Origin of the sequence: Amycolatopsis sp. BJA-103 (genome assembly GCF_002849735.1) — a bacterium.
GTDB lineage: Bacteria > Actinomycetota > Actinomycetes > Mycobacteriales > Pseudonocardiaceae > Amycolatopsis.
Genome location: NZ_CP017780.1, coordinates 8,492,470 through 8,513,434 on the forward strand (window position 1 = coordinate 8,492,470; position 20,965 = coordinate 8,513,434).

At 68.7% G+C, this 20,965-nt stretch carries 21 protein-coding genes; 15 read left to right on the top strand and 6 right to left on the bottom strand.

What is annotated here, in order from left to right:
• Positions 1–64 precede the first annotated feature (64 nt).
• Entirely contained in the window at positions 65–244 is a 180-nt protein-coding gene (locus tag BKN51_RS38365; protein ID WP_044855691.1) for an LPXTG cell wall anchor domain-containing protein, read from the bottom strand.
• Positions 245–265: 21 nt separating this feature from the next.
• Complete coding sequence (locus BKN51_RS38370; protein ID WP_101612217.1) at positions 266–1,042, bottom strand: choice-of-anchor P family protein; 777 nt, start codon at positions 1,040–1,042, stop codon at positions 266–268.
• A gap of 425 nt (positions 1,043–1,467) precedes the next feature.
• On the opposite strand from BKN51_RS38370, the gene xrtP reads away from it, so the two are divergent.
• Positions 1,468–1,965, top strand: a complete 498-nt coding sequence (gene xrtP, locus BKN51_RS38375; RefSeq protein WP_101612218.1) for an exosortase P — start codon at positions 1,468–1,470, stop codon at positions 1,963–1,965.
• Positions 1,965–3,353 carry a glycosyltransferase gene (locus tag BKN51_RS38380; protein WP_101612219.1) on the top strand — a complete coding sequence of 463 codons (1,389 nt, stop codon included), beginning with the start codon at positions 1,965–1,967 and terminating at the stop codon, positions 3,351–3,353. The genes xrtP and BKN51_RS38380 overlap by 1 nt, the downstream gene beginning before the upstream one ends.
• A 44-nt stretch (positions 3,354–3,397) precedes the next feature.
• Here the strand turns inward: BKN51_RS38380 and BKN51_RS38385 are convergent, their stop codons facing one another.
• Positions 3,398–5,293 carry an N-acetylmuramoyl-L-alanine amidase gene (locus tag BKN51_RS38385; protein WP_101612220.1) on the bottom strand — a complete coding sequence of 632 codons (1,896 nt, stop codon included), beginning with the start codon at positions 5,291–5,293 and terminating at the stop codon, positions 3,398–3,400.
• 143 nt (positions 5,294–5,436) lie between these two features.
• On the opposite strand from BKN51_RS38385, the gene BKN51_RS38390 reads away from it, so the two are divergent.
• The 3 genes from BKN51_RS38390 to groL all read left to right on the top strand — a co-directional run bounded on the left by BKN51_RS38390 (position 5,437) and on the right by groL (position 8,563).
• Entirely contained in the window at positions 5,437–6,099 is a 663-nt protein-coding gene (locus tag BKN51_RS38390; protein WP_101612221.1) for an HAD family hydrolase, read from the top strand.
• 457 nt (positions 6,100–6,556) lie between these two features.
• Positions 6,557–6,850, top strand: coding sequence for a co-chaperone GroES (gene groES / locus BKN51_RS38395; protein ID WP_007031106.1), 294 nt, complete (start codon positions 6,557–6,559; stop codon positions 6,848–6,850).
• Positions 6,851–6,949: 99 nt separating this feature from the next.
• On the top strand, positions 6,950–8,563 hold the full coding sequence (gene groL / locus BKN51_RS38400; RefSeq protein ID WP_101612222.1) for a chaperonin GroEL: 1,614 nt from the start codon (positions 6,950–6,952) through the stop codon (positions 8,561–8,563).
• Between the two features lie 231 nt (positions 8,564–8,794).
• Here the strand turns inward: groL and BKN51_RS38405 are convergent, their stop codons facing one another.
• Complete coding sequence (locus tag BKN51_RS38405; RefSeq protein WP_037315007.1) at positions 8,795–9,097, bottom strand: WhiB family transcriptional regulator; 303 nt, start codon at positions 9,095–9,097, stop codon at positions 8,795–8,797.
• Between the two features lie 249 nt (positions 9,098–9,346).
• Here BKN51_RS38405 and BKN51_RS38410 point away from each other — a divergent pair, with 249 nt between their 5' ends.
• The 5 genes from BKN51_RS38410 to BKN51_RS38430 all read left to right on the top strand — a co-directional run bounded on the left by BKN51_RS38410 (position 9,347) and on the right by BKN51_RS38430 (position 13,750).
• Positions 9,347–10,261 carry a MerR family transcriptional regulator gene (locus BKN51_RS38410; protein ID WP_174720581.1) on the top strand — a complete coding sequence of 305 codons (915 nt, stop codon included), beginning with the start codon at positions 9,347–9,349 and terminating at the stop codon, positions 10,259–10,261.
• 9 nt (positions 10,262–10,270) lie between these two features.
• Complete coding sequence (locus tag BKN51_RS38415) at positions 10,271–11,119, top strand: hypothetical protein (protein WP_101612224.1); 849 nt, start codon at positions 10,271–10,273, stop codon at positions 11,117–11,119.
• Between the two features lie 130 nt (positions 11,120–11,249).
• A complete protein-coding gene (locus BKN51_RS38420) occupies positions 11,250–11,846 on the top strand; it encodes a response regulator transcription factor (RefSeq protein ID WP_003073605.1) in 597 nt (198 codons plus the stop codon).
• 383 nt (positions 11,847–12,229) lie between these two features.
• A complete protein-coding gene (locus BKN51_RS38425) occupies positions 12,230–12,802 on the top strand; it encodes a sigma-70 family RNA polymerase sigma factor (protein WP_037314832.1) in 573 nt (190 codons plus the stop codon).
• Positions 12,803–13,750, top strand: coding sequence for an anti-sigma-D factor RsdA (locus BKN51_RS38430; protein ID WP_168214490.1), 948 nt, complete (start codon positions 12,803–12,805; stop codon positions 13,748–13,750).
• 90 nt (positions 13,751–13,840) lie between these two features.
• Here the strand turns inward: BKN51_RS38430 and BKN51_RS38435 are convergent, their stop codons facing one another.
• Complete coding sequence (locus BKN51_RS38435) at positions 13,841–14,227, bottom strand: DUF5319 domain-containing protein (protein ID WP_005166667.1); 387 nt, start codon at positions 14,225–14,227, stop codon at positions 13,841–13,843.
• 135 nt (positions 14,228–14,362) lie between these two features.
• On the opposite strand from BKN51_RS38435, the gene guaB reads away from it, so the two are divergent.
• From guaB to BKN51_RS38450, 3 genes are all read left to right on the top strand, one after another.
• Positions 14,363–15,874: an IMP dehydrogenase gene (guaB, locus tag BKN51_RS38440; RefSeq protein ID WP_101612225.1), complete on the top strand. Its 1,512-nt coding sequence runs from the start codon at positions 14,363–14,365 to the stop codon at positions 15,872–15,874.
• An 81-nt stretch (positions 15,875–15,955) separates the two neighbouring features.
• Positions 15,956–16,435: a DUF3574 domain-containing protein gene (locus BKN51_RS38445; RefSeq protein WP_101612226.1), complete on the top strand. Its 480-nt coding sequence runs from the start codon at positions 15,956–15,958 to the stop codon at positions 16,433–16,435.
• 172 nt (positions 16,436–16,607) lie between these two features.
• Positions 16,608–17,741, top strand: a complete 1,134-nt coding sequence (locus BKN51_RS38450; protein WP_101612227.1) for a GuaB3 family IMP dehydrogenase-related protein — start codon at positions 16,608–16,610, stop codon at positions 17,739–17,741.
• A gap of 31 nt (positions 17,742–17,772) precedes the next feature.
• On the opposite strand, the gene BKN51_RS38455 is transcribed toward BKN51_RS38450, so the two are convergent.
• A complete protein-coding gene (locus BKN51_RS38455; protein WP_168214491.1) occupies positions 17,773–18,342 on the bottom strand; it encodes a DinB family protein in 570 nt (189 codons plus the stop codon).
• A 77-nt stretch (positions 18,343–18,419) separates the two neighbouring features.
• Here BKN51_RS38455 and BKN51_RS38460 point away from each other — a divergent pair, with 77 nt between their 5' ends.
• Both BKN51_RS38460 and BKN51_RS38465 read left to right on the top strand, forming a co-directional pair.
• Complete coding sequence (locus BKN51_RS38460) at positions 18,420–20,126, top strand: GMC oxidoreductase (RefSeq protein WP_101612228.1); 1,707 nt, start codon at positions 18,420–18,422, stop codon at positions 20,124–20,126.
• Positions 20,127–20,191: 65 nt separating this feature from the next.
• Positions 20,192–20,914 (top strand): maleylpyruvate isomerase N-terminal domain-containing protein, encoded by a 723-nt coding sequence (locus tag BKN51_RS38465; RefSeq protein WP_101612229.1) that lies wholly within the window; start codon positions 20,192–20,194, stop codon positions 20,912–20,914.
• Positions 20,915–20,965 lie beyond the last annotated feature (51 nt).

Consider the following 20,965-nt stretch of genomic DNA (forward strand, 5'->3'; position numbering starts at 1 on the left):
CCCGGTGACGGCCGCCGGCGTGCGAAGGGCCCACGCCGGCGGCCGGTCCTGCCGAAGGGAGCGATCAGCTCCCCACCTTGCCGAGCCGTTTCGTGCGGCGGTAGCCGGCGATGACCGCGATGGTTCCGAGAACCAGCAGGATCACGCCGACGGCCAGCCACCAGCCGACATCGGCCCCGGTGGCGGCGAGGGCACCCACCCCACCACCGGCGACGCCGACTCCGGCGCCAGGCAACTTGTACATCTGGACCTCACTTCACCCAGGTCAGGCGGTGGTCGCCGGACGCCGGTTGCGGACGACGCGGATACCGACCGGAACGGCGACGGCACCGAGCAGGCCGAGACCGATCCACAGCCCCGCGCCCGAAGCGAGCGGCACGGGCAGGCCGGCCGGGCCACAGGTGGCCGACGAGACGATCACGTCACCGGAACCGAGAGCGCCGACGACGCCGCCCAGCAGCTTCACGTGGATCGCGTTGACGGTCAGGCTGCCGTCGGCGTTCTTGATCTGCTCATTGAGGGTGATCGTCGCGACGTTGATGAGGCCGAGAGCGACCTTGATCTGGGTGTTCGGTGCCGGCGTCGTGTCGACGGCGCCCACACTGCCGAGGTTCGGGGCGACCAGGCTGGTCGCGCCCTGCACACCCTTCTGGGTGGCGGTGCAGGTGGCTTCGACGGCCTTGACGCCGACGTTGCCGAGGGCGGCCTTGAGCAGCGGCAGCCCGACATCGGCCGTGCTGGCCTTGGCCGTCACCGCGCCGGAGTTGTCGTCGCGTTTGGCCTCGGTGTTGATCGCGCCCGCGGTCAGCACACCGGCGAGGTTGACCGTCGCGAGGCTGTTGGTGGTCGGCCCCGAGGTCTTCGCTTCGGCGAGCGGCCCGGCCTTCACCGCGTCGAGGCCGAGGAGCGATACATCGACCTTGACGCCATACGCGGAGCCGTCACCGGGGGCCGCCGAGGCGGGTACCGCGCCGGCGAGGGCAACGCTCACCACCACAGCGGCGAGCAATCCGCCTCGTCGCAAGAGGTGCGTGTTCTTCAACTGGTCCTCCGAATTGATTCGTGGGGTTTTCTCCGGTCGTCGCTTGGGCGTGACCGTCGCGGACGAATCCCGGGTGGCCTGATTCGGCTCGCGGATCGTCTATCGCCGAGTGTTTCTCAAATTGCACAGAAAACGTCCAGGATCACCGGATCAGGTGGTTTCGATGCCATTCTTCGCAGGTCGTGGAGAACATCACTCGTTCGGCCTAGTCAGTTAGTCCACGATCGTGCCGAAAGGCCCCATGATCGCACTGGAATTGCGAACCCCGGGCGAAAGGGCCGGTTCCCGCTCGCTTAACCTCGTCAGCGAGGTCCCTGTCCGCTTCGTCGAATCCCATCGTCCGCAGCGTCTTTCCTGAGAGGGTCACCGTGGCCGTCGCGAGCGCTCCTTTGCCCAGTTCCAGTCGGTTCCCGCTCCGTGTCGCGGTGCTGGCGGTCATCGCCGTCGCGGCAGGCCTGGTGCTGGCCGAACGCGTCTACCGCGTGTTCGAGGTACAACTCTCCGGGTTGATACTGAGGGTCATCACCACATCGGGTGTCTTTGTCGCGGGTGAGCGCGAGACGGTCTACTTTGGGTTGTCAGGCGATACTCCACTCGGGTTGCGAATGACGCCGGAATGCTCTTCGGCATTCATGTTGCTACCACTCTTACTGGTGACCGCCGCCATGTTGTATTTCCGTCCGCGAAATGCGAAGAGACTGTTCGTGTCGCTGGCCATTTCGGCGGCCGTGGTGATTCTTGTCAATCAGATGAGGGTTTTGGCGATCGTCGGACTCGTGAACTGGCTCGGCGTGGACGAAGGTTATTACTGGGGACACACTTTGCTCGGTTCGATGGTGAGCGTCATCGGTGGCGCGGTCGCCCTCGTGCTCTTCGTCTGGCTGGGCACCCGCAAGCCCCGTGCCGAGCGCGAGGCCGTCTGATGGGCGGCGGCTCGCTCAAGATCCTGCTCGCGATCACCCAGGCGTTCGCGCTCACCATGAGTGTGGCGTTCATCGTGTACGTGGTCGTGATCGTCGTGCCGTACCTGCGGCGCAAACCCGCACCCGTCGGTGACGCCGCCGATTTCACCTGGCACTTCTTCGTTCCGTGCCGGGACGAGCAGTCCGTCATCCGCGAAACGGTGCGGTACCTGCGTTCGACCTTCCGGCACGCGCACGTCTGGGTCGTCGACGACGACTCGGAGGACCGCACGGCCCGGGTGGTCAAGTCGATCTGGCGGCGCAACGGCGGCTACGACCCGTACCTGCACCTGGTTCCCCGGCGCCGTCCGGAGGCGAGGACGGGCAAGGGCGACGCGCTCAACGCCGCCTACCAGGCGCTCAACGACTGGATGGGCCCGGACGCGAGCCGGGAGGACGTGGTCGTCGTGGTGGTCGACGCGGACGGCCGCCCGGCGGAGAACTGCCTCGAAGTGTGCGCCGCGGACCATCTGTTCGGCGACGAGACGATCGGCGCCGTGCAACTCGACGTCTGGATGGGCAACGCCGACAGCCGTCCGCCGGGGAGGAACTGGTTCTCGCGCGCCTTCGGGCTGAAGCTGGCCCAGATGCAGGATCTCGAGTTCCGCACGGCCATCGCGGCGATCCAGACCTCGCGCGGGTTCACCGGCACGATCTCCATGGGCGGCAACGGTCAGTTCACGCGACTGTCCGCATTGGACTCGATCGCCGGGCCGGACGGACAGCCGTGGCGCGGTTCGCTGCTGGAGGATTTCGAACTCGGCGTGCACCTGCTGACCGCGGGCTGGCGGACCGGCTACACGCCGGATTCCCATGTGAAACAGGAAGGGCTGTACAGCCTGCGGCGGTTCCTGGTGCAGCGCACGCGCTGGGGCCAGGGCACGATGCAGTGTTCGCGGTACCTGCGGCGGATCTGGGATTCGCCGCACGTGAGCACGCTGGGCGCGGCGGAGATGATGTACTACCTCGCGCAGCCGTGGATGCAGTTGCTCGGCTCGCTGCTGTACCCGATCCCGTTCATCCTGCTGTTCTTCACCACCGCGGGGGATCCGGCGCAGGTGTGGACCTGGTTCGCCGACGACGGCGCCTGGATCCTGTTCGCGATCTACGGCTCTTTCGGGCTGCTGCCGTTCATCGTGTGGGGCCCGATCTACCAGTTCAAATGCCTGAAGAGCCGCAATCTCCTGCGTGGCATCGGGATGGGTTTCGTCTACGCGCTGTACATCTACACGTTCTACATCACGTCGTGGCGGGCGCTGTTCCGCCTGGTGCGCGGCCGGAACGGCTGGTCGAAGACGCGGCGGAACACCGAGCACGCTCCCGGGGTCAAGGTCGCCCTCGACTCCTGACCCGGATCGCGTTTAGCCCGCTAAACGCGATCCGGGTCAGGGGGTCAGAAGGCGGGAAGGATCCGGACGTCGTCCGCCTTCACGAAGGCGACGCGGTGTCCGAACTGGATCTGCACGTAGCGCGTCTTTCCTTTGACGACAACGTGGTTCGCCGGGTCGAACGTCGTCGCCCAGTAATACTCGGAGCCGAGCACGTTGCCGACCGAGTACCGCTGCCCCGCCGAGAAGGTGTAGGGGAGCGGGATGACCTGCTGCACCGGCACGTTCGCCGGGTAGGCCTCAGGCTCGGGGTACGCGCGCCCGAACACCGGCACGGTCTCCAGACCGGGTTTCGGGGTGACGACCAGACCGAACGCCGGGCTAGTCGTGCGCGCGTCGCGGAACCAGCCCTTCTGGCCGAGATACCAGATCGCCGTCCAGCCGTCGCGCCGCTCGGCGACGACGTAGCGCTGGCCGGTCTCCGCCCGGCTGCCGATGTCGGAGACGGCCATCGTGCTCACCGAACCGTCCGGGCGCAGGCCGATGTCCTTGAGCAGCGGCGCCGCGTCGTTCGGCTCGCTACGCAGCACGACAGAACCGGAACCCCTTGCCGGGCAAGGCTTTCCGGCGGTCTCGCAGCCGGTGAACGCGGGCTGGTTCGTCGCGAAGTCCGGCGTGATGGTCACCAGCGGCGAACCGGGACGCCCGAAGCCGGACAGGGGGGCGCCCATCAGATCGAAGTAGTGCGACCAGTCCCAGTACGGGCCCGGATCCCAGTGCATGCCCTTGATGGTCGAGGGGATCGTGCCCGGGACGTTGTCGTGGCCGAGGATGTGCGCGCGGTCGAGCGGGACGTCGTACTTCCGCGCGAGGTAGCCCACGAGCTTCGCGGAGGTGCGGTACATCGCCTCCGTGTACCAAGTGCCCTTCGCGGCGAAGCCCTCGTGCTCGATGCCGACGGACTTCGCGTTGACGTACCAGTTGCCCGCGTGCCAGGCGACGTCCTTGGTCGGCACGTGCTGCGCGATCTGGCCGTCGGCTGAGCGGATCGTGTAGTGCCAGCTCACGTACGTCGGGTCGGTGACGAGGTCCATCGCCGTGTCCCAGTAACCCTCGGTGTCGTGGATGACGATGTATTCGACCTTCTGGCTCGTCGGCCGATCCGCCTTGTCGTGGTTGCCGTAGTCGTTGTCCGGCAACTCCTGGTACGGCGCCGGCACTGAGAGGCACGAGAGCTTCTTCGGGCACTCCGCCTTCGAGACGTCGGCCTGCGCGCGGGGCGCGCTCGTCGGCGTCGCGGCTAGAGCGACACTCTGGCCGTCGTCGGTCTTGCGACTGACGCCCTTGGAGATGGTGTCGAAGACTTCGTCGGCGAAGGACTGCGCTCCCGCTTTGTCCTTCGCGCCGCTGTAGCGCGCGACGGCGTCGTACCAGTCACCCGCTTCGCGTTGGTACTTCGCCAGAAGAGCGGCGCCACCGCGGATGTTCTGCGTGCTGTTCGTGCGCAGCGTCGCGACGTCTTGGCCGATCAGCGCGGACGCCTCGTCGATGGTCTGGAGGCCGGGCGGGGGAGGCTTCGGCGCCGGTGTCGCCGGGAGTTTCGCCTGGCGGGCGTCGTCGCCGCGCGGGTCCTCCCCGCCTTCGTCGTGATGCGTGCCGGTGCCCGCTTCGCGCAGGTCGGTCAGGTGCATCGGGCCGTAGCCGGCGGACGTGCTCGGGGTGCCGGCGTTGAAGTCCCAGCGAGATTCCAGGAAGGAGACGCCGAGCAGGACGTGCTCGGGGACGCCGAACTCCCGCGCGGCGGCCGCGAAGTCCCGCTGACGCTGCTGATCCGCTGGGGCGGCGTCGGCGGGGATGGCGGCGAGGAGTCCGGCTGCGAGGGTGAGGACCGCGAGTCCGGCGGTCCGTTTGGACCGGCGCCGGAGCGGTTCGAGGGCAACGGGACGGAAGGGACGCGGCATGGGCGTGTACCCCCAGTGTCTAGGTCTGCTGTACAGGACCGACCCCAATGGTCGGAACCTAACCAGAAACCCGCCCCGTCCGTAAGGTCTGTCCAAGACTTGCGTTTAGCGGGCTAAACGCGATCCGGTGGCAAGGTGGGGGCATGACCGGGGTGAAGGAGCTTCTGCAGGAGAAGGACCATGTCTTCCTCGATTTCGACGGGCCGGTGTGCGACGTGTTCGCCGAGTTGCCGGCGCGGGAGGTGGCCGATCGGCTCAAACGCCTCGTCGGACCCGATCTGCCCGCTGACGTGCGCGCCACCGCCGATCCGTTCGACGTGCTGGAGTACGCGTGGTCGTGCGGTCCGAACACCGCGCACGTCGTCGAGCGGCAGCTCAGCCGCCTGGAGGGGGAGGCCGTCTCGCAGATCGCGCCCGCGCCGGGTGCGCAGGAGACGATTCGCGAGTGGGCCGCGCAGGGCTTCACGGTGACGATCGTCAGCAACAACTCCGTCGACGCGATCCGGTCGTTCCTCACGGTGTACGAGCTCACCGAGCAGGTCCGCCGGATCAGTGCGAGGAGCACGAGCGACCCGGGGCAGCTGAAGCCGAACCCGACACTGATCGAGGCCGCGATGCGCGCTCTCGGTGCCTCACCCGGGCAGTGCGTGATGATCGGCGACTCCGCCGCGGACGTCCTCGCCGCTCGCGCCGCGGGTGTCGCTTCAGTCGCCCTGGCGGTCACGCCCACGAAGCGCGAGGCCCTCGCCTCCGTCGACCCCGATGCCCTGGTGAGCGACCTGGCGGACTTGCGTTCAGCGGGCTAATCGCGATCTGGGCGGCGGGGACGTGCGACCGCTGGCCGGGCGACTTTCGCGGGCTAAACGCGATCCGCCAGCAAGCCCAGGAAGGGCACCGTCCCGACCTGGTTGTTGCTCACGAACGCCCGGAAGTAGCCGTCCCTCCAGCCCGGTCACCAGCTAATGGGCCCGCCACGCGCGTCGCCCGGACTCGGCACCATGGGCCAAGAGGCCGTCAACGGACGGGCACGCCGGACGAGTGCGATCGAGAGCGCCGAGGAACCTTGGCGGAACAAAACGGCCGGTCAGGAGCCTGGTGGCCCAGTTTTCGCAAGGTGATCGGACCCTCCTTGCGAAGCTGGCACTCACATGGCTAGAGTGCTAATTGCACGGCCCGAACACGCCCCGGCACCCGCGACGGCGGGGGTGGTAGGAGCCGTAACTCATCCTGCCAACGCTTTCGACGACCGTGGAGGTCAACCCGGTGAGCGTGAACATCAAGCCGCTCGAGGACAAGATCGTTGTCCAGACGAGTGAGGCCGAGGAGACGACCGCTTCCGGCCTCGTCATCCCCGACACCGCCAAGGAGAAGCCCCAGGAGGGCAAGGTTCTGGCCGTGGGCCCGGGCCGCATCGACGACAAGGGCAACCGCGTCCCGCTCGACGTTTCCGTCGGCGACGTCGTCATCTACTCCAAGTACGGCGGCACCGAAGTGAAGTACAACGGTGAGGACTACTTGATCCTCTCCGCTCGCGACGTGCTGGCCGTCATCAACTGACGTCCGCTCTCAGCGCATGACGCCCCGGGCCCCGCATTGCCGGGGAACGGGGCGTTCGTGTTTTCCGAGCAGTAAGACTGGAAGGTAAGCGGAACAGGCATGCCCAAGCAGATCAGTTTCGACGAGGACGCTCGTCGCGCGCTCGAGCGCGGGGTGAACAAGCTCGCCGACGCGGTCAAGGTCACCCTCGGCCCGCGCGGTCGCCACGTCGTGCTCGACAAGAAGTTCGGTGGCCCGACCATCACCCTCGACGGTGTCACCGTCGCTCGCGAGATCGAGCTCGACGACCCGTTCGAGAACCTCGGCGCCCAGCTCGCCAAGAGCGTCGCCACCAAGACCAACGACGTCGCCGGTGACGGCACCACGACCGCGACCGTGCTCGCGCAGTCGCTGGTGAAGGTCGGCCTGCGCAACGTCGCGGCCGGCGCGAACCCGACGGCCGTCGGCCGCGGCATCGAGGCCGCCGCGGAGAAGGTCATCGCGATCCTCAAGGAGAAGGCGACCCCGGTCAAGGGCCGCGACAACATCGCCCAGGTCGGCACCGTCACCTCGCGTGACGCGGCCATCGGCGCCCTGCTCGGCGAAGCCGTCGAGCGGGTCGGTGAAGACGGTGTCATCACGATCGAGGAGTCGTCCACGCTGGCGACCGAGCTCGTGATCACCGAGGGTGTGCAGTTCGACAAGGGTTTCCTGTCGGCGCACTTCGCGACCAACCCGGAAGAGCAGAAGGCGATCCTCGAGGACGCCTTCATCCTGCTGGTCCGCGAGAAGATCTCGTCCCTGGCCGACCTGCTCCCGGTGCTGGAGAAGGTCGTCGAGGCCAAGAAGCCGCTGCTGATCATCGCCGAGGACGTGGACGGCGAAGCGCTGTCGACCCTCGTGGTGAACTCGCTGCGCAAGACGATCACCGCCGTCGCGGTCAAGGCGCCGTTCTTCGGTGACCGCCGCAAGGCGTTCCTGGACGACCTCGCGGTCGTCACCGGCGGCGAGGTCATCTCGGCCGAGATCGGGCACAAGCTGTCCGAGACCACGCTGGCCCAGCTGGGCGGCGCGCGCCGGATCGTCGTCACCAAGGACGACACCACGCTCGTCGACGGTGCCGGCACCAAGGACGACATCGCCGGGCGCGTTTCGCAGATCCGCAAGGAGATCGAGAACACCGACTCCGACTGGGACCGCGAGAAGCTGCAGGAGCGGCTGGCGAAGCTCGGCGGTGGTGTCGCGGTGATCAAGGTCGGCGCGGCCACCGAGACCGAGCTCAACGAGCGTAAGCACCGCATCGAGGACGCCGTGGCTTCGACCAAGGCGGCCGTCGAAGAGGGCATCCTGCCCGGCGGTGGCTCGGCGCTCGTGCACGCGGTCAAGGAGCTCGAAGGCGGCCTCGGTCTCGAGGGCGACGAAGCGACCGGTGTCCGCATCGTCCGCGACGCGCTGTCCGCCCCGCTGTTCTGGATCGCGACCAACGCGGGCCACGAGGGCGCTGTCATCGTGAACAAGGTCCAGGAGCAGAGCTGGGGGCACGGCTTCAACGCCGCCACCGGTGAGCTCACCGACCTGCTGGCCGCCGGCATCGTCGACCCGGTCAAGGTGACCCGGTCCGCGGTGGCGAACGCCGCCTCCATCGCCCGGCTCGTGCTCACGACGGAGAGCTCCGTCGTCGAGAAGCCGGCCGACGAGGAGCCCGCCTCGGGCGGTCACGGCCACGCGCACTAGTTCCACCCTCGAAGCGGGGCGGTACTCCACTCGGAGTGCCGCCCCGTTTTGTCGTCCCGACCACCCCGTCGGCGCGCCTTTAGCGGGCTAAACGCGATCCGACGGCGGGGGAGCGCGACGGCGGGCGGATCGCGTTTAGCCCGCTAAACGCGACGCGCACCCGGACCTGGACGCGCGGAAGGGCGGCACCCCACCCGGATGCCGCCCTTCCGCGTTGCCGACCCGGCCGGATCAGCCGTTCGACATGCTCAATGTGCGCTTGTCCGCCTTGATGATGTGCTCGCGTTCCGACTCCGACAGCCCGCCCCAGATCCCGTAGGGCTCGTGCACGGCGAGTGCGTGGGTCCGGCACATGGCCAGCACCGGGCAAGCCAGGCACACGGCTTTGGCCCTCGCCTCACGGCGGGCTCTGGCGGGCCCGCGTTCGCCGTCAGGGTGAAAGAAGGACGCGCTGTCCATGCCTCGGCACGACCCTTCGAGCTGCCAGTCCCATACATCGGCGTTGGGTCCCGGGAGCCTGCGTGTGTCCGCCATCCTGACCGCCTCCGTCATCCGGTCGAAGCGTTTAACCTGCTCTGCTGCGCTGCGGCTACTCCATTCGGTGCAACGGCCGTAACGTTAGAAGCGCGCCAATACTTGTTCAAGGGATTCAAGACGATTCAGCCGTTAGGCATCCCCCGGATGTGTGAGCGGTACTTTCCGTTCCGGTTGCCGGGGCACCGGCCTGCCTGGATATTGGGTCGAGTGGGATCTCGGATCAGCAGTGAAGAACCCACCCTGCCGGTGGCCTCCGTCGCACGCCGGCTCGGGGTCGCACCGTCCACCCTGCGAACCTGGGACCGGAGATACGGCGTAGGACCGAGCCGCCATACCAACGGCCGTCACCGCCGCTACGGCAGCTCCGACATCGGCCGTCTCGAACTGATGCAGCGCGCGTTGCTCCGCGGCGCCTCGACAGCCGAAGCGGCGAAGTACGCACTCGAGCAGATGCCCCGAGCGGCGGCGGAGAGCCCCGAAACCGCTGTGGTCCAAGTGGAGGAACAGGCGGCCTCGCCGCCGGCCGAGGATCACGACGTCCCGTCGCGTCTCGCCAGACGCTTGAGCACCGCCGCGCTCGCGATGGACTTCGGCGCGGTCCAGCGCATGCTCGCCGACACGATCCGCGAACTCGGTGTCCTGCCCGCCTGGACCGGCGTGGTGTCGCCGGTCCTGACCGCGCTCGGCGCCCGCTGGCGCGGGGTCAGCGCCGGTGCGGAGGTCGAGTACCTGCTCGCCGAATGCGTGTACGCCGCCCTCGTCCGCGCGACGCCGGTGCTCCGCGAGCCGCGCAACCAGCGACCGGTCCTGCTGACCTGCGTCCCGGACGAACGCGACAACATGCCGATGTACGCCCTCGCCGCGGCACTCGCCGGACGCCGGATCGGGGCGCAGCTGTTCGGCGCCTCCCTGCCGGCCGAGGTGCTCGCGGTGACCGTCCGCCGCAGCGTCCCCGCCGCGGTGGTCCTGTGGTCGGGCCGGCCCGCGACCGCGGACCCGCGCCTGTTCTCCAGGGTGTCCCGCGGCCGTCAACGCAGCAGGCTGTTCGCCTGCGGGCCCGGCTGGGATCCCGCGACCCTCCCGGACAAGATCGAACTGCTCGGCGAGCTGACGACGGCCGCCGACCGGATCGAGCACGTTCTTGTCGGTGCGAGGCGATAGAAAGGACCGATGGAAGCGTCCTTGCGGTCCGCCGCGTTCGGCGACGGCGTGCCGCCGCCGAAACCCTTCGAGGTGCCCGCGTCGCCTCGTGGACGGCTGCTCGCCGCGATCGTGCTCGGCGGACGCGGCCGGTACGCGGCGGCGGCCACCCTGCTGAACGATTTGCGCACGAGCAAGGACCCGGTGCTCGCGTCGTTGGCCGCGAGCACGCTGGCGTCGCATCGACGGCAGTTGGGCGGGCACGCGGCGGCCCTCGTGCTCGACGGTGAGGCGCTCGCGCTGGCGATCGGGGTGCCAGGGGGCGAACCCGATCCCGACGGCCTGGACGCCGAAGGGGCGCGGGCGGACGCCCTCCTCGGTCTCGCGGCGGACAACCTCGGGCGGGGAAGGCTGGCCGCCGCCCGGCGGCTGGTGGCGCGTGCGGGAGCGCACACCGGCAACTGGCGGAGCCGAACCAGGGCCGGTTGGGTGGGCGCGGAAATCGAACTGGCGAGTAACCTTTCCGGGGCGGGGATCGCACCTGCGGAAATGGCGTGGGAAACCGCGCGGATCCGGGGCGCGTGCCGACATGTCGTCAAATCACAGCTTGTACTCGGCGTGACGATCGCGAATGGGAGTTCCGCTCAGCGGGAGCGGGCGAAGGCGCTGGTCGAGAGCGCTCGCGAAACCGCCGAAAAATACGAATTCAATTCACTTCTGTGGGTGGCCTGCCTGCTCGCGGCCGACCTCGGGGCAGGACACGCCGATGAGTATCGATTCAGAGTGCCCGAACTGTTGCACGCAGTGTTACGGCACGCAGATCCTTGCGGGAGGTGGCTCGCCCGGGAATCTCCGTGGGTCCCCGCCGGAGGCGTCTAGCCTGTTGGAGGGCCCATTCCGGCAACTGGGCTAAGAGTTTTCAAAAAAAGCCACCGGATCGTGTCAAGGTTCGGGCTAAAGCGTCCGATAGGGGAAGTGGAATGTCACCCGGCTGCAGGAAGGAAACCCCGTGACGACGGTCTTGATCTGCGACGACCGACGCAGTGTCCGCGAAGGGCTCACTCGAGTGATGTCCGCGGTCCCAGGGGTCAGTCGCATCGACTGCGTAGCGCACGGTGACGAGCTGCTGGCCCGGTACTCCCGTCAGCCGGTCGACGTCGTGCTGGTCGGTACCCAGCGCGCTGTCCCGACTGGCGTCGAAGCCACCAGGCGGCTCGTCTCAGCGAACCCCCAAGCGAACGTGATCGTGTTCGGCGCCCCGGACGATGCGGGCAGCATCGCCGCCGCCATCGCCGGCGGAGCCCGCGGCTACCTGCGTTGGGACGCCTCGCGTCCCGAGCTGGTCGCCGCACTGGCGCACACCCTCGCCAGCACTTCGGTGCCGGCGCCGCGCCAGCCGTCCGACCCCGGTGTCCAGCTCACCGAGCGCGAGCTTCAGGTGCTCCGCGGAATGAGCCAGGGCAAGAGCAACGGACAGATCGGCCGCGAGCTGTATCTGTCCGAAGACACCGTGAAAACCCACGCGCGCCGCTTGTTCCGCAAGCTCGGCGTGCGAGACCGCGCTCAAGCGGTCGCCCACGGATTCCGCCGTGGACTCGTTTCCTGACAATGCTTTCCTGATTTCACTGGCTGGATTGCGCAACGGGTGACAACGGGCCGGGGGCGAACCCCCTGGCCCGTACCTGTGTTCCCTGTCACGCTTCGCGCCTTTATGCTCACCGCTCGGGCACTCTTGCCCGAGCGTGTCCGCCTTCGGGTGGACCGTCGTATCCCACTGCGTTCCAGCTCGTTGAAAGTTCGACTACGAGCGAAGGGAACCCAGGAAGACCCGGGTCTCAGCGTGCTCGCCGGAAAGGCGGCGCGCCGATGGCGGCCGTCAGCGAAGGCGGCGGGCCCGGGCGGTACGGTAGCTATCACCGGTAGTGGCCTCCGAAGTCACACGCCGGACTCTTTGCACACCTATACGTAACACTGGGACTGTTGTCTGCGATGGCCAATGTGGGGGACGGACTGGATGAGCCGGTCGCCGCTGCTGTTGAGGGTGATCCTCAAGCGGTCGAGCGGTTGCTGGCGGCCATCCGTCCTTTGGTAGTGCGGTACTGCCGCGCTCGGGTTGGCAGGCAGGAGCGTTCGTTCGCTTCCGCAGACGACGTTGCTCAGGAGGTGTGTCTCGCGGTGCTCACGGCATTGCCTTCGTACCGTGATCAGGGCCGCCCGTTCCTGGCCTTCGTCTACGGGATCGCCCAGCACAAGGTGGCCGACGCGCATCGCGCCGCGGCCCGTAACCGGGCTGAACCGGTCGCGGAAGTCCCCGATGAGATCGAGGGCGGCGTCGGTCCCGAGCAGCGTGCCCTCCAAGGCGAGCTGAACGAGCGTATGTCGCAGCTGCTCCGTGTACTTCCCGACAAACAGCGCGAGATCGTCGTCTTGCGTGTCGTCGTCGGACTGTCCGCCGAAGAGACGGCCGAAGCCGTGGGGTCCACCCCCGGCGCCGTCCGGGTGGCCCAGCATCGCGCCCTGGCGCGCCTACGTAAGGTTCTGGCCGCTGAGGAGGTGATCTGAGTGACCGATCGCGACCATCGGTTCTCCCCTGGGACCGATCGTGAACTGACGGCCTTCGAAAGAGGGCTGACGTCCTCCGAGGCGGAGTTCGCCGCTGATCTTTCGGCTGTTCAGGCCGATGACGCGCTGCTCGACGCTCTCGGCGGCTCGGACCCGAAGATGGCCGACGACCTCGGCGATCAGGAGCTCAACGCGCTCCTGCTGGCCTGGCGGCGTGACATCGACAGCGAACCGCTCGCGGAGCTCGTCGACGTCGACACCGCCGTCGTCACCGTGAAGACGGCCGCGCTGGCCCGCAAACACGGGGGAAGACGTCGGCTGCTGGTCCCGGTGGCCGCCGCGGCGGCTGTCCTGGCCATCGCCTTCGCCGGTACCGGTCTCGCCGCGAAGGACGCGCAGCCTGGTGACACGCTCTGGGGCCTGACCAAGGTGCTTTACGCCGACCACGCCCGGTCGGTCGAGGCCGCTGCGGCGGCCAAACTCGATCTCGAGAAGGCCAACCTCGCGCTCGCCGGCGGTCGCCTCGACGACGCGCGCAAGGCGCTCGACGAGGCACAGGCCGCGCTGAGCCAGGTGACAGACGAAGAAAACCGCGATCAGCTGCTCGAACAGCATCGCCAGTTGAGCGCCCAGCTGCAGAATCCCGGCCAGCAGCCACTGCCGCCGGATCAGCAGTCGCCGACGCAGACCCCGGTCGCGACGACCCCGCAGCCCACTCCGCAGCCGACAGCTCCGCCGACGTCGCTGCCGGGAGGCGGCAACCCGGGGACGAGCCTGCCGGGCACCACGACTCCCACCCCGACTCCGCCGACCACGACGAGTGAGCCTCCGCCGCCCACCACGTCGACGACGCCGCCCGCCTCGGGCAACGACCCCGGTGGCTCGCGTAACGAGCCGTCGCCGGGTGCCGGAGCACAGGCACCGGGCGCCGCGGCCGAGACGCCGTAACACCCCAAGAACGCCGAAGGGCCTGGTGAGATCCCTCTCACCAGGCCCTTTCGTGTAAGCCCCAAATCGCCTTTAGCGGGCTAAACGCGATCAGTAGGCGCTCTCGTTGGCGGTGACGCCGTCCGCGAAACCGCGGCAGTAGTCCCAGCTCACGTAGTCACCGGGGTTCGGATCGAACGCGGGCTCGTGCGGCCGCATCCGGCCGTCGGCGAGCAGCTGCTCGAGACTGGCGCGCAGCAGATGCCAGTCGTGATAGTGGGGTTCGTCGCATTCACCGCAGTCGACCACGATCCCGCGTACCCCGCGCGGTTCGAGAAGCGCCTGGTAGACGGCGAGATCGGAGAGGTCGGCCAGCAACTCGGTGCGCTCTTCGTCGCTGATCGGCTCGTCGAGCCGGTCGGCGTCGTCGATGAACGCGCGGGCCGGGTCGTCCGGGTCATCCGCGAACGGGTCTGGGGGCAACGCATCTTGCGGCACGCCTGCACGCTACCGGGCGCCCACCCGGGCCGAGCGGCCGCCCGGCCCGGATATCATGAGGGGCAGGCCCTCGCCGTGATGTCCTCAGCCACGGCGGCCCCCATTAGTCACCGCTAGGAAGGCCCCTCGCCTGCTATGACCAGCGACAGCGTCACCGCCCCCGTCCCGAGCAAGTTCGCCATGCTCGGGCTGACCTTCGACGACGTGCTGCTGCTGCCGGCCGAGTCCGACGTGGTGCCCAGTGCGGTCAGCACCCGCACCCGGCTCTCCCGCAACGTCACCCTGAACATCCCGCTGGTCTCCGCCGCCATGGACACGGTCACCGAAGGCCGCATGGCGATCGCCATGGCGCGCCAGGGCGGGATGGGCGTGCTGCAGCGCAACCTGCCGATCGACGACCAGGCGTCCGCCGTAGAGGTCGTGAAGCGTTCGGAAGCCGGCATGGTGACCGACCCGGTCACGTGCTCGCCTGAAGACACCCTCGCCGAGGTCGATGCGCTCTGCGCGCGGTTCCGGATCTCCGGTGTGCCGGTGACGGACGCCGCCGGGACGCTCGTGGGCATCATCACCAACCGCGACATGCGGTTCGAGGTCGACTACACCCGTGCGGTGCACGAGGTGATGACGAAGCTGCCGCTGGTCACCGCGCAGGTCGGCGTCACCGCGGAAGCCGCGCTCGGGCTGCTGCGCCGTCACAAGATCGAGAAGCTGCCGATCGTCGACGGCGCCGGCAAGCTGCGCGGGCTGATCACGGTCAAGGACTTCGTGAAGACCGAGCAGTACCCCAACGCCTCCAAGGACACCAACGGCCGCCTGATCGTCGGTGCCGCCGTCGGCGTCGGCCCGGACGGGCACAAGCGCGCGATGGCGCTGGCCGACGCCGGGGTCGACGTGCTGATGGTCGACACCGCGCACGGGCACTCCCGCGCCGTCGTCGAGACCGTCGCGCTGCTGAAGAAGGAACTGGGCGACACCGTCGACATCGTCGGCGGCAACGTCGCGACGCGGGCGGGCGCGCAGGCGCTGGTGGACGCGGGCGCGGACGGGATCAAGGTCGGCGTCGGCCCGGGTTCCATCTGCACCACCCGGATCGTCGCCGGGGTCGGTGTGCCGCAGATCTCCGCGATCTACGAGGCCGACCAGGCCGCTCGCCCGGCCGGGATCCCGGTGATCGGCGACGGCGGCATCCAGTACTCGGGCGACATCGCGAAGGCGATCGCGTCCGGCGCGTCCACCGTGATGCTCGGCAGCCTGCTCGCGGGCACCGCCGAATCGCCCGGTGACCTGATCCTGGTCAACGGCAAGCAGTTCAAGACCTACCGCGGCATGGGCTCGCTGGGCGCCATGCAGTCGCGCGGCCAGGCGAAGTCCTACTCGAAGGACCGCTACGCGCAGGACGACGTGCTGAGCGAGGACAAGCTGGTCCCCGAGGGCATCGAGGGACGGATCCCGTTCCGCGGGCCGCTCGCGAACGTCGTCCACCAGCTGGTGGGCGGGCTGCGGTCGGGGATGGGCTACGCGGGTGCGTCGACGATCCCCGAGCTGCAGGAGGCGCAGCTGGTGCGGATCACCGCGGCCGGACTCAAGGAGAGCCACCCGCACGACATCACGATGACCGTCGAGGCGCCGAACTACACCACCCGGTAGTCCGCCCGTTAGGACACTTACCCATCCGGTTCCGTTCCCAGGAGACTTGGTCCGCTGATCAAGTCTCCTGGGAGGAACCCGATGTCTTTCTCGCTGACCACTTCACGGCGGACCGCGCTGGCCGTCTTCGCCGCCGCGGCGCTCGGCCTCGGCGGCGGGGTGGCGGCCTCGGCCGTCCCCACCGCTTCCGCGGCGCCTTCGACGCCTGATGCCGTGGGGCTCCAGGCATCGCCGGGTGACCTGTGGAAGCGCACCGAGCTGTACTTCGGCACGACGAAGCCGGGCGGCGGGGAGCTGACCGACGCCGAGTTCACCGCCTTCACCGACAAGGTCGTCACGCCGCGGTTCCCGGACGGGTTCACCGAGCTGACCGGGCGCGGGCAGTGGCGCGGCTCGGACGGGAAGATCTCGCGGGAGAAGTCGAAGGTGATCGTCGTCGTTTATCCCTTCAGCGACCGCGACGCGAACCGGGAGATCGAGGAGATCCGGACCGACTACAAGAAGGCGTTCTCGCAGGAATCCGTCCTCCGGACCGACTCCGTGGAGAAGGTCTCGTTCTGACCCTCCAGCCCCACTCGCCCCACCGGCGCGCCTTTAGCGGGCTAAACGTGAAACTGGTGAGGCAGGTGGGGCTGGTGTGACTTCGGGGCCGGTTCGGGAGCCCCGTGCGCAGGTCACCCACGCGGCCTAGCGACAATGGGGTGTAACGGTCGTCGTTGAGAAGGGACTTGACGTGCGGGATCTGGTCGAGATCGGCATGGGCCGCACCGCGCGGCGGGCGTATGACCTCGATGACGTGGAGATCGTGCCGTCGCGGCGCACCCGGTCGTCTTCGGTCGTGTCCACCGCCTGGCAGATCGACGCGTACCGGTTCGAGTTGCCGCTGGTCACGCACCCCACCGACGCGATCGTGTCGCCGGGGACCGCGGTGGCCGTCGGCGAGCTCGGCGGGTTGGGCGTCCTCAACGCCGAAGGGCTCTGGGCGCGGCACCCGAACGTCGAGGACGCGATCTTCCGCCTCGTCCGGGCGGCCGAGGACACTTCGGACCCGACCGCGATCGTGCGTGAGCTGCAGGAACTGCACTCCGCCCCGATCCGGCTGGACCTGCTGACCGAGGCGATCAAGACGGTCCGCGAATCCGGTGTCACGGTGGCCGCGCGGGTCAGCCCGCAGCACGCCGCCGAGCTCACGCCGGACCTGCTGGCGGCGGGCGTCGAGATCCTGGTCGTGCAGGGCACGATCATCTCGGCCGAGCACGTCCAGCGCGACGCCGAGCCGCTGGACCTGAAGGACTTCATCGGACGTCTCGACGTCCCGGTGATCGCGGGCGGCGTCAGCGACTACCGCACCGCGATGCACCTGATGCGCACCGGCGCGGCCGGCGTGATCGTCGGTCACGGTGCCAGCCGCGGCGTGACGAGCACCGATAGCGTGCTCGGGATCGGGACGCCGATGGCGACCGCGATCGTCGACGCCGCCGCCGCGCGCCGCGACTACCTCGACGAGACCGGCGGCCGGTACGTGCACGTGCTCGCCGACGGCGGCATGAGCGTTTCCGGCGACATCGCCAAGGCGATCGCCTGCGGTGCCGACGCGGTCATGCTGGGTGCGCCGCTGGCCGCCGCCTCCGAGGCGCCGGGGCAGGGGCTCTACTGGACGTCCGCGGCCGCGCACCCGTCCCTGCCGCGTTCTCGCGTGGCCTTGGGCCCGGACTACGCCGTCGACCTCAAGACGCTCCTCTTCGGGCCGTCCTCGGACGCTGAGGGCGTCGTAAACCTCTTCGGAGCGCTTCGCCGCGCGATGGCGAAGACGGGCTACTCGGACCTGAAGGAGTTTCAGCGCGTCGGTCTGACCGTGCGCCGCTGAGTGAGGTGACGGTCGGATCGCGTTTAGCCCGCTAAACGCGATCCGGCGCCGCCTTGGCCGCACGTTCGATTTCCGCGCGCCGGTCCGCCCAGAACGTCGCGTCCTGTCCCGGCCGGGACGGGCTTTCCACTTGGCCGTCCAGCTGTTCCCGCAGGATGTCGGCGTGTCCGGCGTGCCTGTTGGTCTCGGTGAGGATGTGGACAAGAACGTTGAACAGCTTCACGTCGGGACGCGGCCACCAGGGCACGTGGCCGGGCGAGTCGACGGCGAGCGTGGCGATGGTCGCGTCGGAGTGCTCCCAGGCGCGCCGGTAGAGACTGATGACCTCCTCGCGGGTTTCGTGCTCGGTCGCCCACAGGTCGGTACCCCGCTCGGGGATGGCCTCGGGGAACGGCCGTTCGAAGACCTCACCGAAGTAGCGGGCTTCCCAGGCCGCCAGGTGCTTGACCAGGCCGAGAAGGTTGGTTCCGGTCGAGGTCATGGGCCGCCGGATGTCGTACTCGGACAGCCCGTCGAGCTTCCCGAGCATCGCCTCACGGATCTCCTTCAGGTCACCGTGCAGGTATTCCTTCGCGAATTCGTCGATCACGACTCCGAGCATGCACCATCCGGGTGGAAGGTAACCGGCCAGTAACTTACCTCTGGTCAGAAGGGGTGGCCGGGGTTACAGTCGAGGGTGTGACTGCCAGTAACACCACCACTGAAGACGACTTCGACTACGACGTGATCGTCGTCGGCTCCGGGTTCGGCGGCAGTGTCGCTGCCCTCCGCCTGACCGAAAAGGGCTACCGCGTAGCCGTCATCGAGGCGGGCCGCCGCTTCGCCGACGACGAGTTCGCGAAGACGTCCTGGGACCTTCGCCGCTACGTCTGGGCGCCCCAGGTCGGCTGCTTCGGCATCCAGCGCATCCACATGCTCAAGGACGTCATGGTGCTCGCAGGCGCGGGCGTCGGCGGCGGCTCGCTGGTCTACGCGAACACGCTGTACCGCCCGCTGAAGCCGTTCTACGTCGACCCGCAGTGGTCCCACATCACCGACTGGGAGTCCGAGCTCGGTCCGCACTACGACCAGGCCAGCCGCATGCTGGGCGTCGTCACCAATCCCAGCGTCACGCCGTCGGACGTCGTGATGAAGGGCGTCGCCGAGGACATGGGCGTCGCCGGTTCGTACCACCCGACGCCCGTCGGCGTGTACTTCGGCAAGCCGGGGGAGCGAGCCGAGGACCCGTACTTCGGCGGCGCGGGCCCCGCGCGCACCGGCTGCACCGAGTGCGGCGCCTGTATGACCGGCTGCCGCGTCGGCGCCAAGAACACCCTGGTCAAGAACTACCTCTACCTCGCGGAGAAGGACGGCGCGAAGGTCATCCCGCTCACCACGGTGAGCGCGATTAGCCCGCTAAACGCAGGTGGGTACGAGGTGAGCATCAAGAAGACCGGGACGACCTCGCGCAAGTTCCGCCACAAGCTCACCGCCGCGCAGGTGGTGCTCGCCGCCGGCACGTGGGGGACGCAGAACCTGCTCCACGGCATGCGTGACACCGCCAAGCTGCCGAAGCTCTCACCGCGCCTCGGCGAGCTGACCCGCACCAACTCCGAGGCCATCATCGGCGCCGCCCGCACCTCGGTCGACGAGGAGCGGAACTTCAGCCGCGGTGTCGCGATCACGTCGTCGATCCACCCCGACGACAACACGCACATCGAGCCGGTCCGCTACGGCAAGGGCAGCAACGCGATGAGCCTGCTCCAGACCATCGCCACCGAAGGCGATTCGGCGGTCCCGCGCTGGCGCCAGGCCGTCAACTTCATGGTCAAGCACCCGGTCCAGACGGTCCGCCTGCTCAACGGCTACCGCTGGAGCGAGCGCACGGTGATCCTGCTGGTGATGCAGAGCCTCGACAACTCCATCACCACCTACACCAAGCGCGGTCTCTTCGGCCGCCGCAAGTACACGTCCAAGCAGGGCCACGGCGAGCCGAACCCCAGCTTCATCCCCGCCGGGCACGAGGCCAACCTTCGCACCGCCGAACGGATCGGCGGGATGGCGGGCGGCACCTGGGGCGAGATCTTCGACATCCCGCTGACGGCGCACTTCATCGGCGGTGCGCCGATCGGCACGGCGGCCGACAACGGCGTGATCGACCCGTACCACCGGGTCTTCAACTATCCCGGTCTGTCCATTGTGGATGGATCGGCGATCACCGCCAACCTCGGCGTCAACCCTTCGCTGACCATCACCGCACAGGCCGAGCGCGCGTTCTCGCTGTGGCCCAACAAGGGCGAAACGGACAATCGGCCGTCGCAGGAGCTGCCGTACGCGCGTCTGGAGCCGATCGCGCCCAAGAACCCGTCAGTTCCGGCCGACGCACCGGCGGCCCTTCGGCGCTAACCCGGACCCCGCCCCGCCACCACCCTCAACTGACAGGCTTCGCCTGACTGGCTAGATTCAAGGGCGTGACCGCCTCAGAACGCGCCCACGTCCTGCTCGATCGCGTCCGCGCCTTGCATGACGAGTGGGCGCTCGTGGCCCGCGGCCTCGGCGAAGACGCCGTGCACGCCCCCAGCGCGTTGCCCGGCTGGACGAGGGCGCATCTGCTCTCGCACGTCGCGCGCAACGCCGACGGTCTCGGCAACCTCTTGACCTGGGCGAAGACCGGCGTCGAGACGCCGATGTACGACACGGCCACGGCTCGCGACGAGGGCATCGAGGCCGGAGCCGACCGCTCCGCCGCGGTGATCGTCGCCGACGTCGTGGACTCCGGTGAGCGGTTCGCGGAGCTGGCCGCGTCCATGCCGGACGAGGCGTGGGCCGGTGAGGCCCGTGATCGGCTGGGCAATCGCCTCACCGGTGAGGGAGTGCTGCTCAAACGGCTGTCCGAAACCTCGATCCACCTCGTCGACCTGGACTCCGGTTACGACTTCGACCGGGTCTCCGGGCTGCTCGGCCGGGAGTTCGAGGTGGTGGTGAGCGGCGCGATCGCCTGGTACGGCGACGGATTGCCCGCGGTCCTCCTGGTCGCCGTCGACGGCGACGGGACGCGGCACGAATGGCGGATGGGCACCGGCGATCCGGCCAAGGTGACCGGCGCGCCCGGTGACGTCCTCGCCTGGATCACCGGCCGCTCCGATGGGTCCACTTTGGACGGCGAAGTGCCGCCGCTGCCGCATTGGCTCTGACTCGGTCGGGTGAGCCCGGCAACCTGGCCGGCGTCCGCGCGTCTTCACAAG

What these genes read in the sequence shown, in the direction of transcription:
- groL (WP_101612222.1), top strand. Translation starts at nt 6,950, where the DNA reads ATGCCCAAGCAGATCAGTTTCGACGAGGACGCTCGTCGCGCGCTCGAG.
- BKN51_RS38415 (WP_101612224.1), top strand. Translation starts at nt 10,271, where the DNA reads ATGGAAGCGTCCTTGCGGTCCGCCGCGTTCGGCGACGGCGTGCCGCCG.
- BKN51_RS38365 (WP_044855691.1), bottom strand. Translation starts at nt 244, where the DNA reads ATGTACAAGTTGCCTGGCGCCGGAGTCGGCGTCGCCGGTGGTGGGGTG.
- BKN51_RS38425 (WP_037314832.1), top strand. Translation starts at nt 12,230, where the DNA reads ATGGCCAATGTGGGGGACGGACTGGATGAGCCGGTCGCCGCTGCTGTT.
- BKN51_RS38445 (WP_101612226.1), top strand. Translation starts at nt 15,956, where the DNA reads ATGTCTTTCTCGCTGACCACTTCACGGCGGACCGCGCTGGCCGTCTTC.
- guaB (WP_101612225.1), top strand. Translation starts at nt 14,363, where the DNA reads ATGACCAGCGACAGCGTCACCGCCCCCGTCCCGAGCAAGTTCGCCATG.
- BKN51_RS38390 (WP_101612221.1), top strand. Translation starts at nt 5,437, where the DNA reads ATGACCGGGGTGAAGGAGCTTCTGCAGGAGAAGGACCATGTCTTCCTC.
- BKN51_RS38380 (WP_101612219.1), top strand. Translation starts at nt 1,965, where the DNA reads ATGGGCGGCGGCTCGCTCAAGATCCTGCTCGCGATCACCCAGGCGTTC.
- BKN51_RS38405 (WP_037315007.1), bottom strand. Translation starts at nt 9,097, where the DNA reads ATGGCGGACACACGCAGGCTCCCGGGACCCAACGCCGATGTATGGGAC.
- BKN51_RS38455 (WP_168214491.1), bottom strand. Translation starts at nt 18,342, where the DNA reads ATGCTCGGAGTCGTGATCGACGAATTCGCGAAGGAATACCTGCACGGT.
- BKN51_RS38385 (WP_101612220.1), bottom strand. Translation starts at nt 5,293, where the DNA reads ATGCCGCGTCCCTTCCGTCCCGTTGCCCTCGAACCGCTCCGGCGCCGG.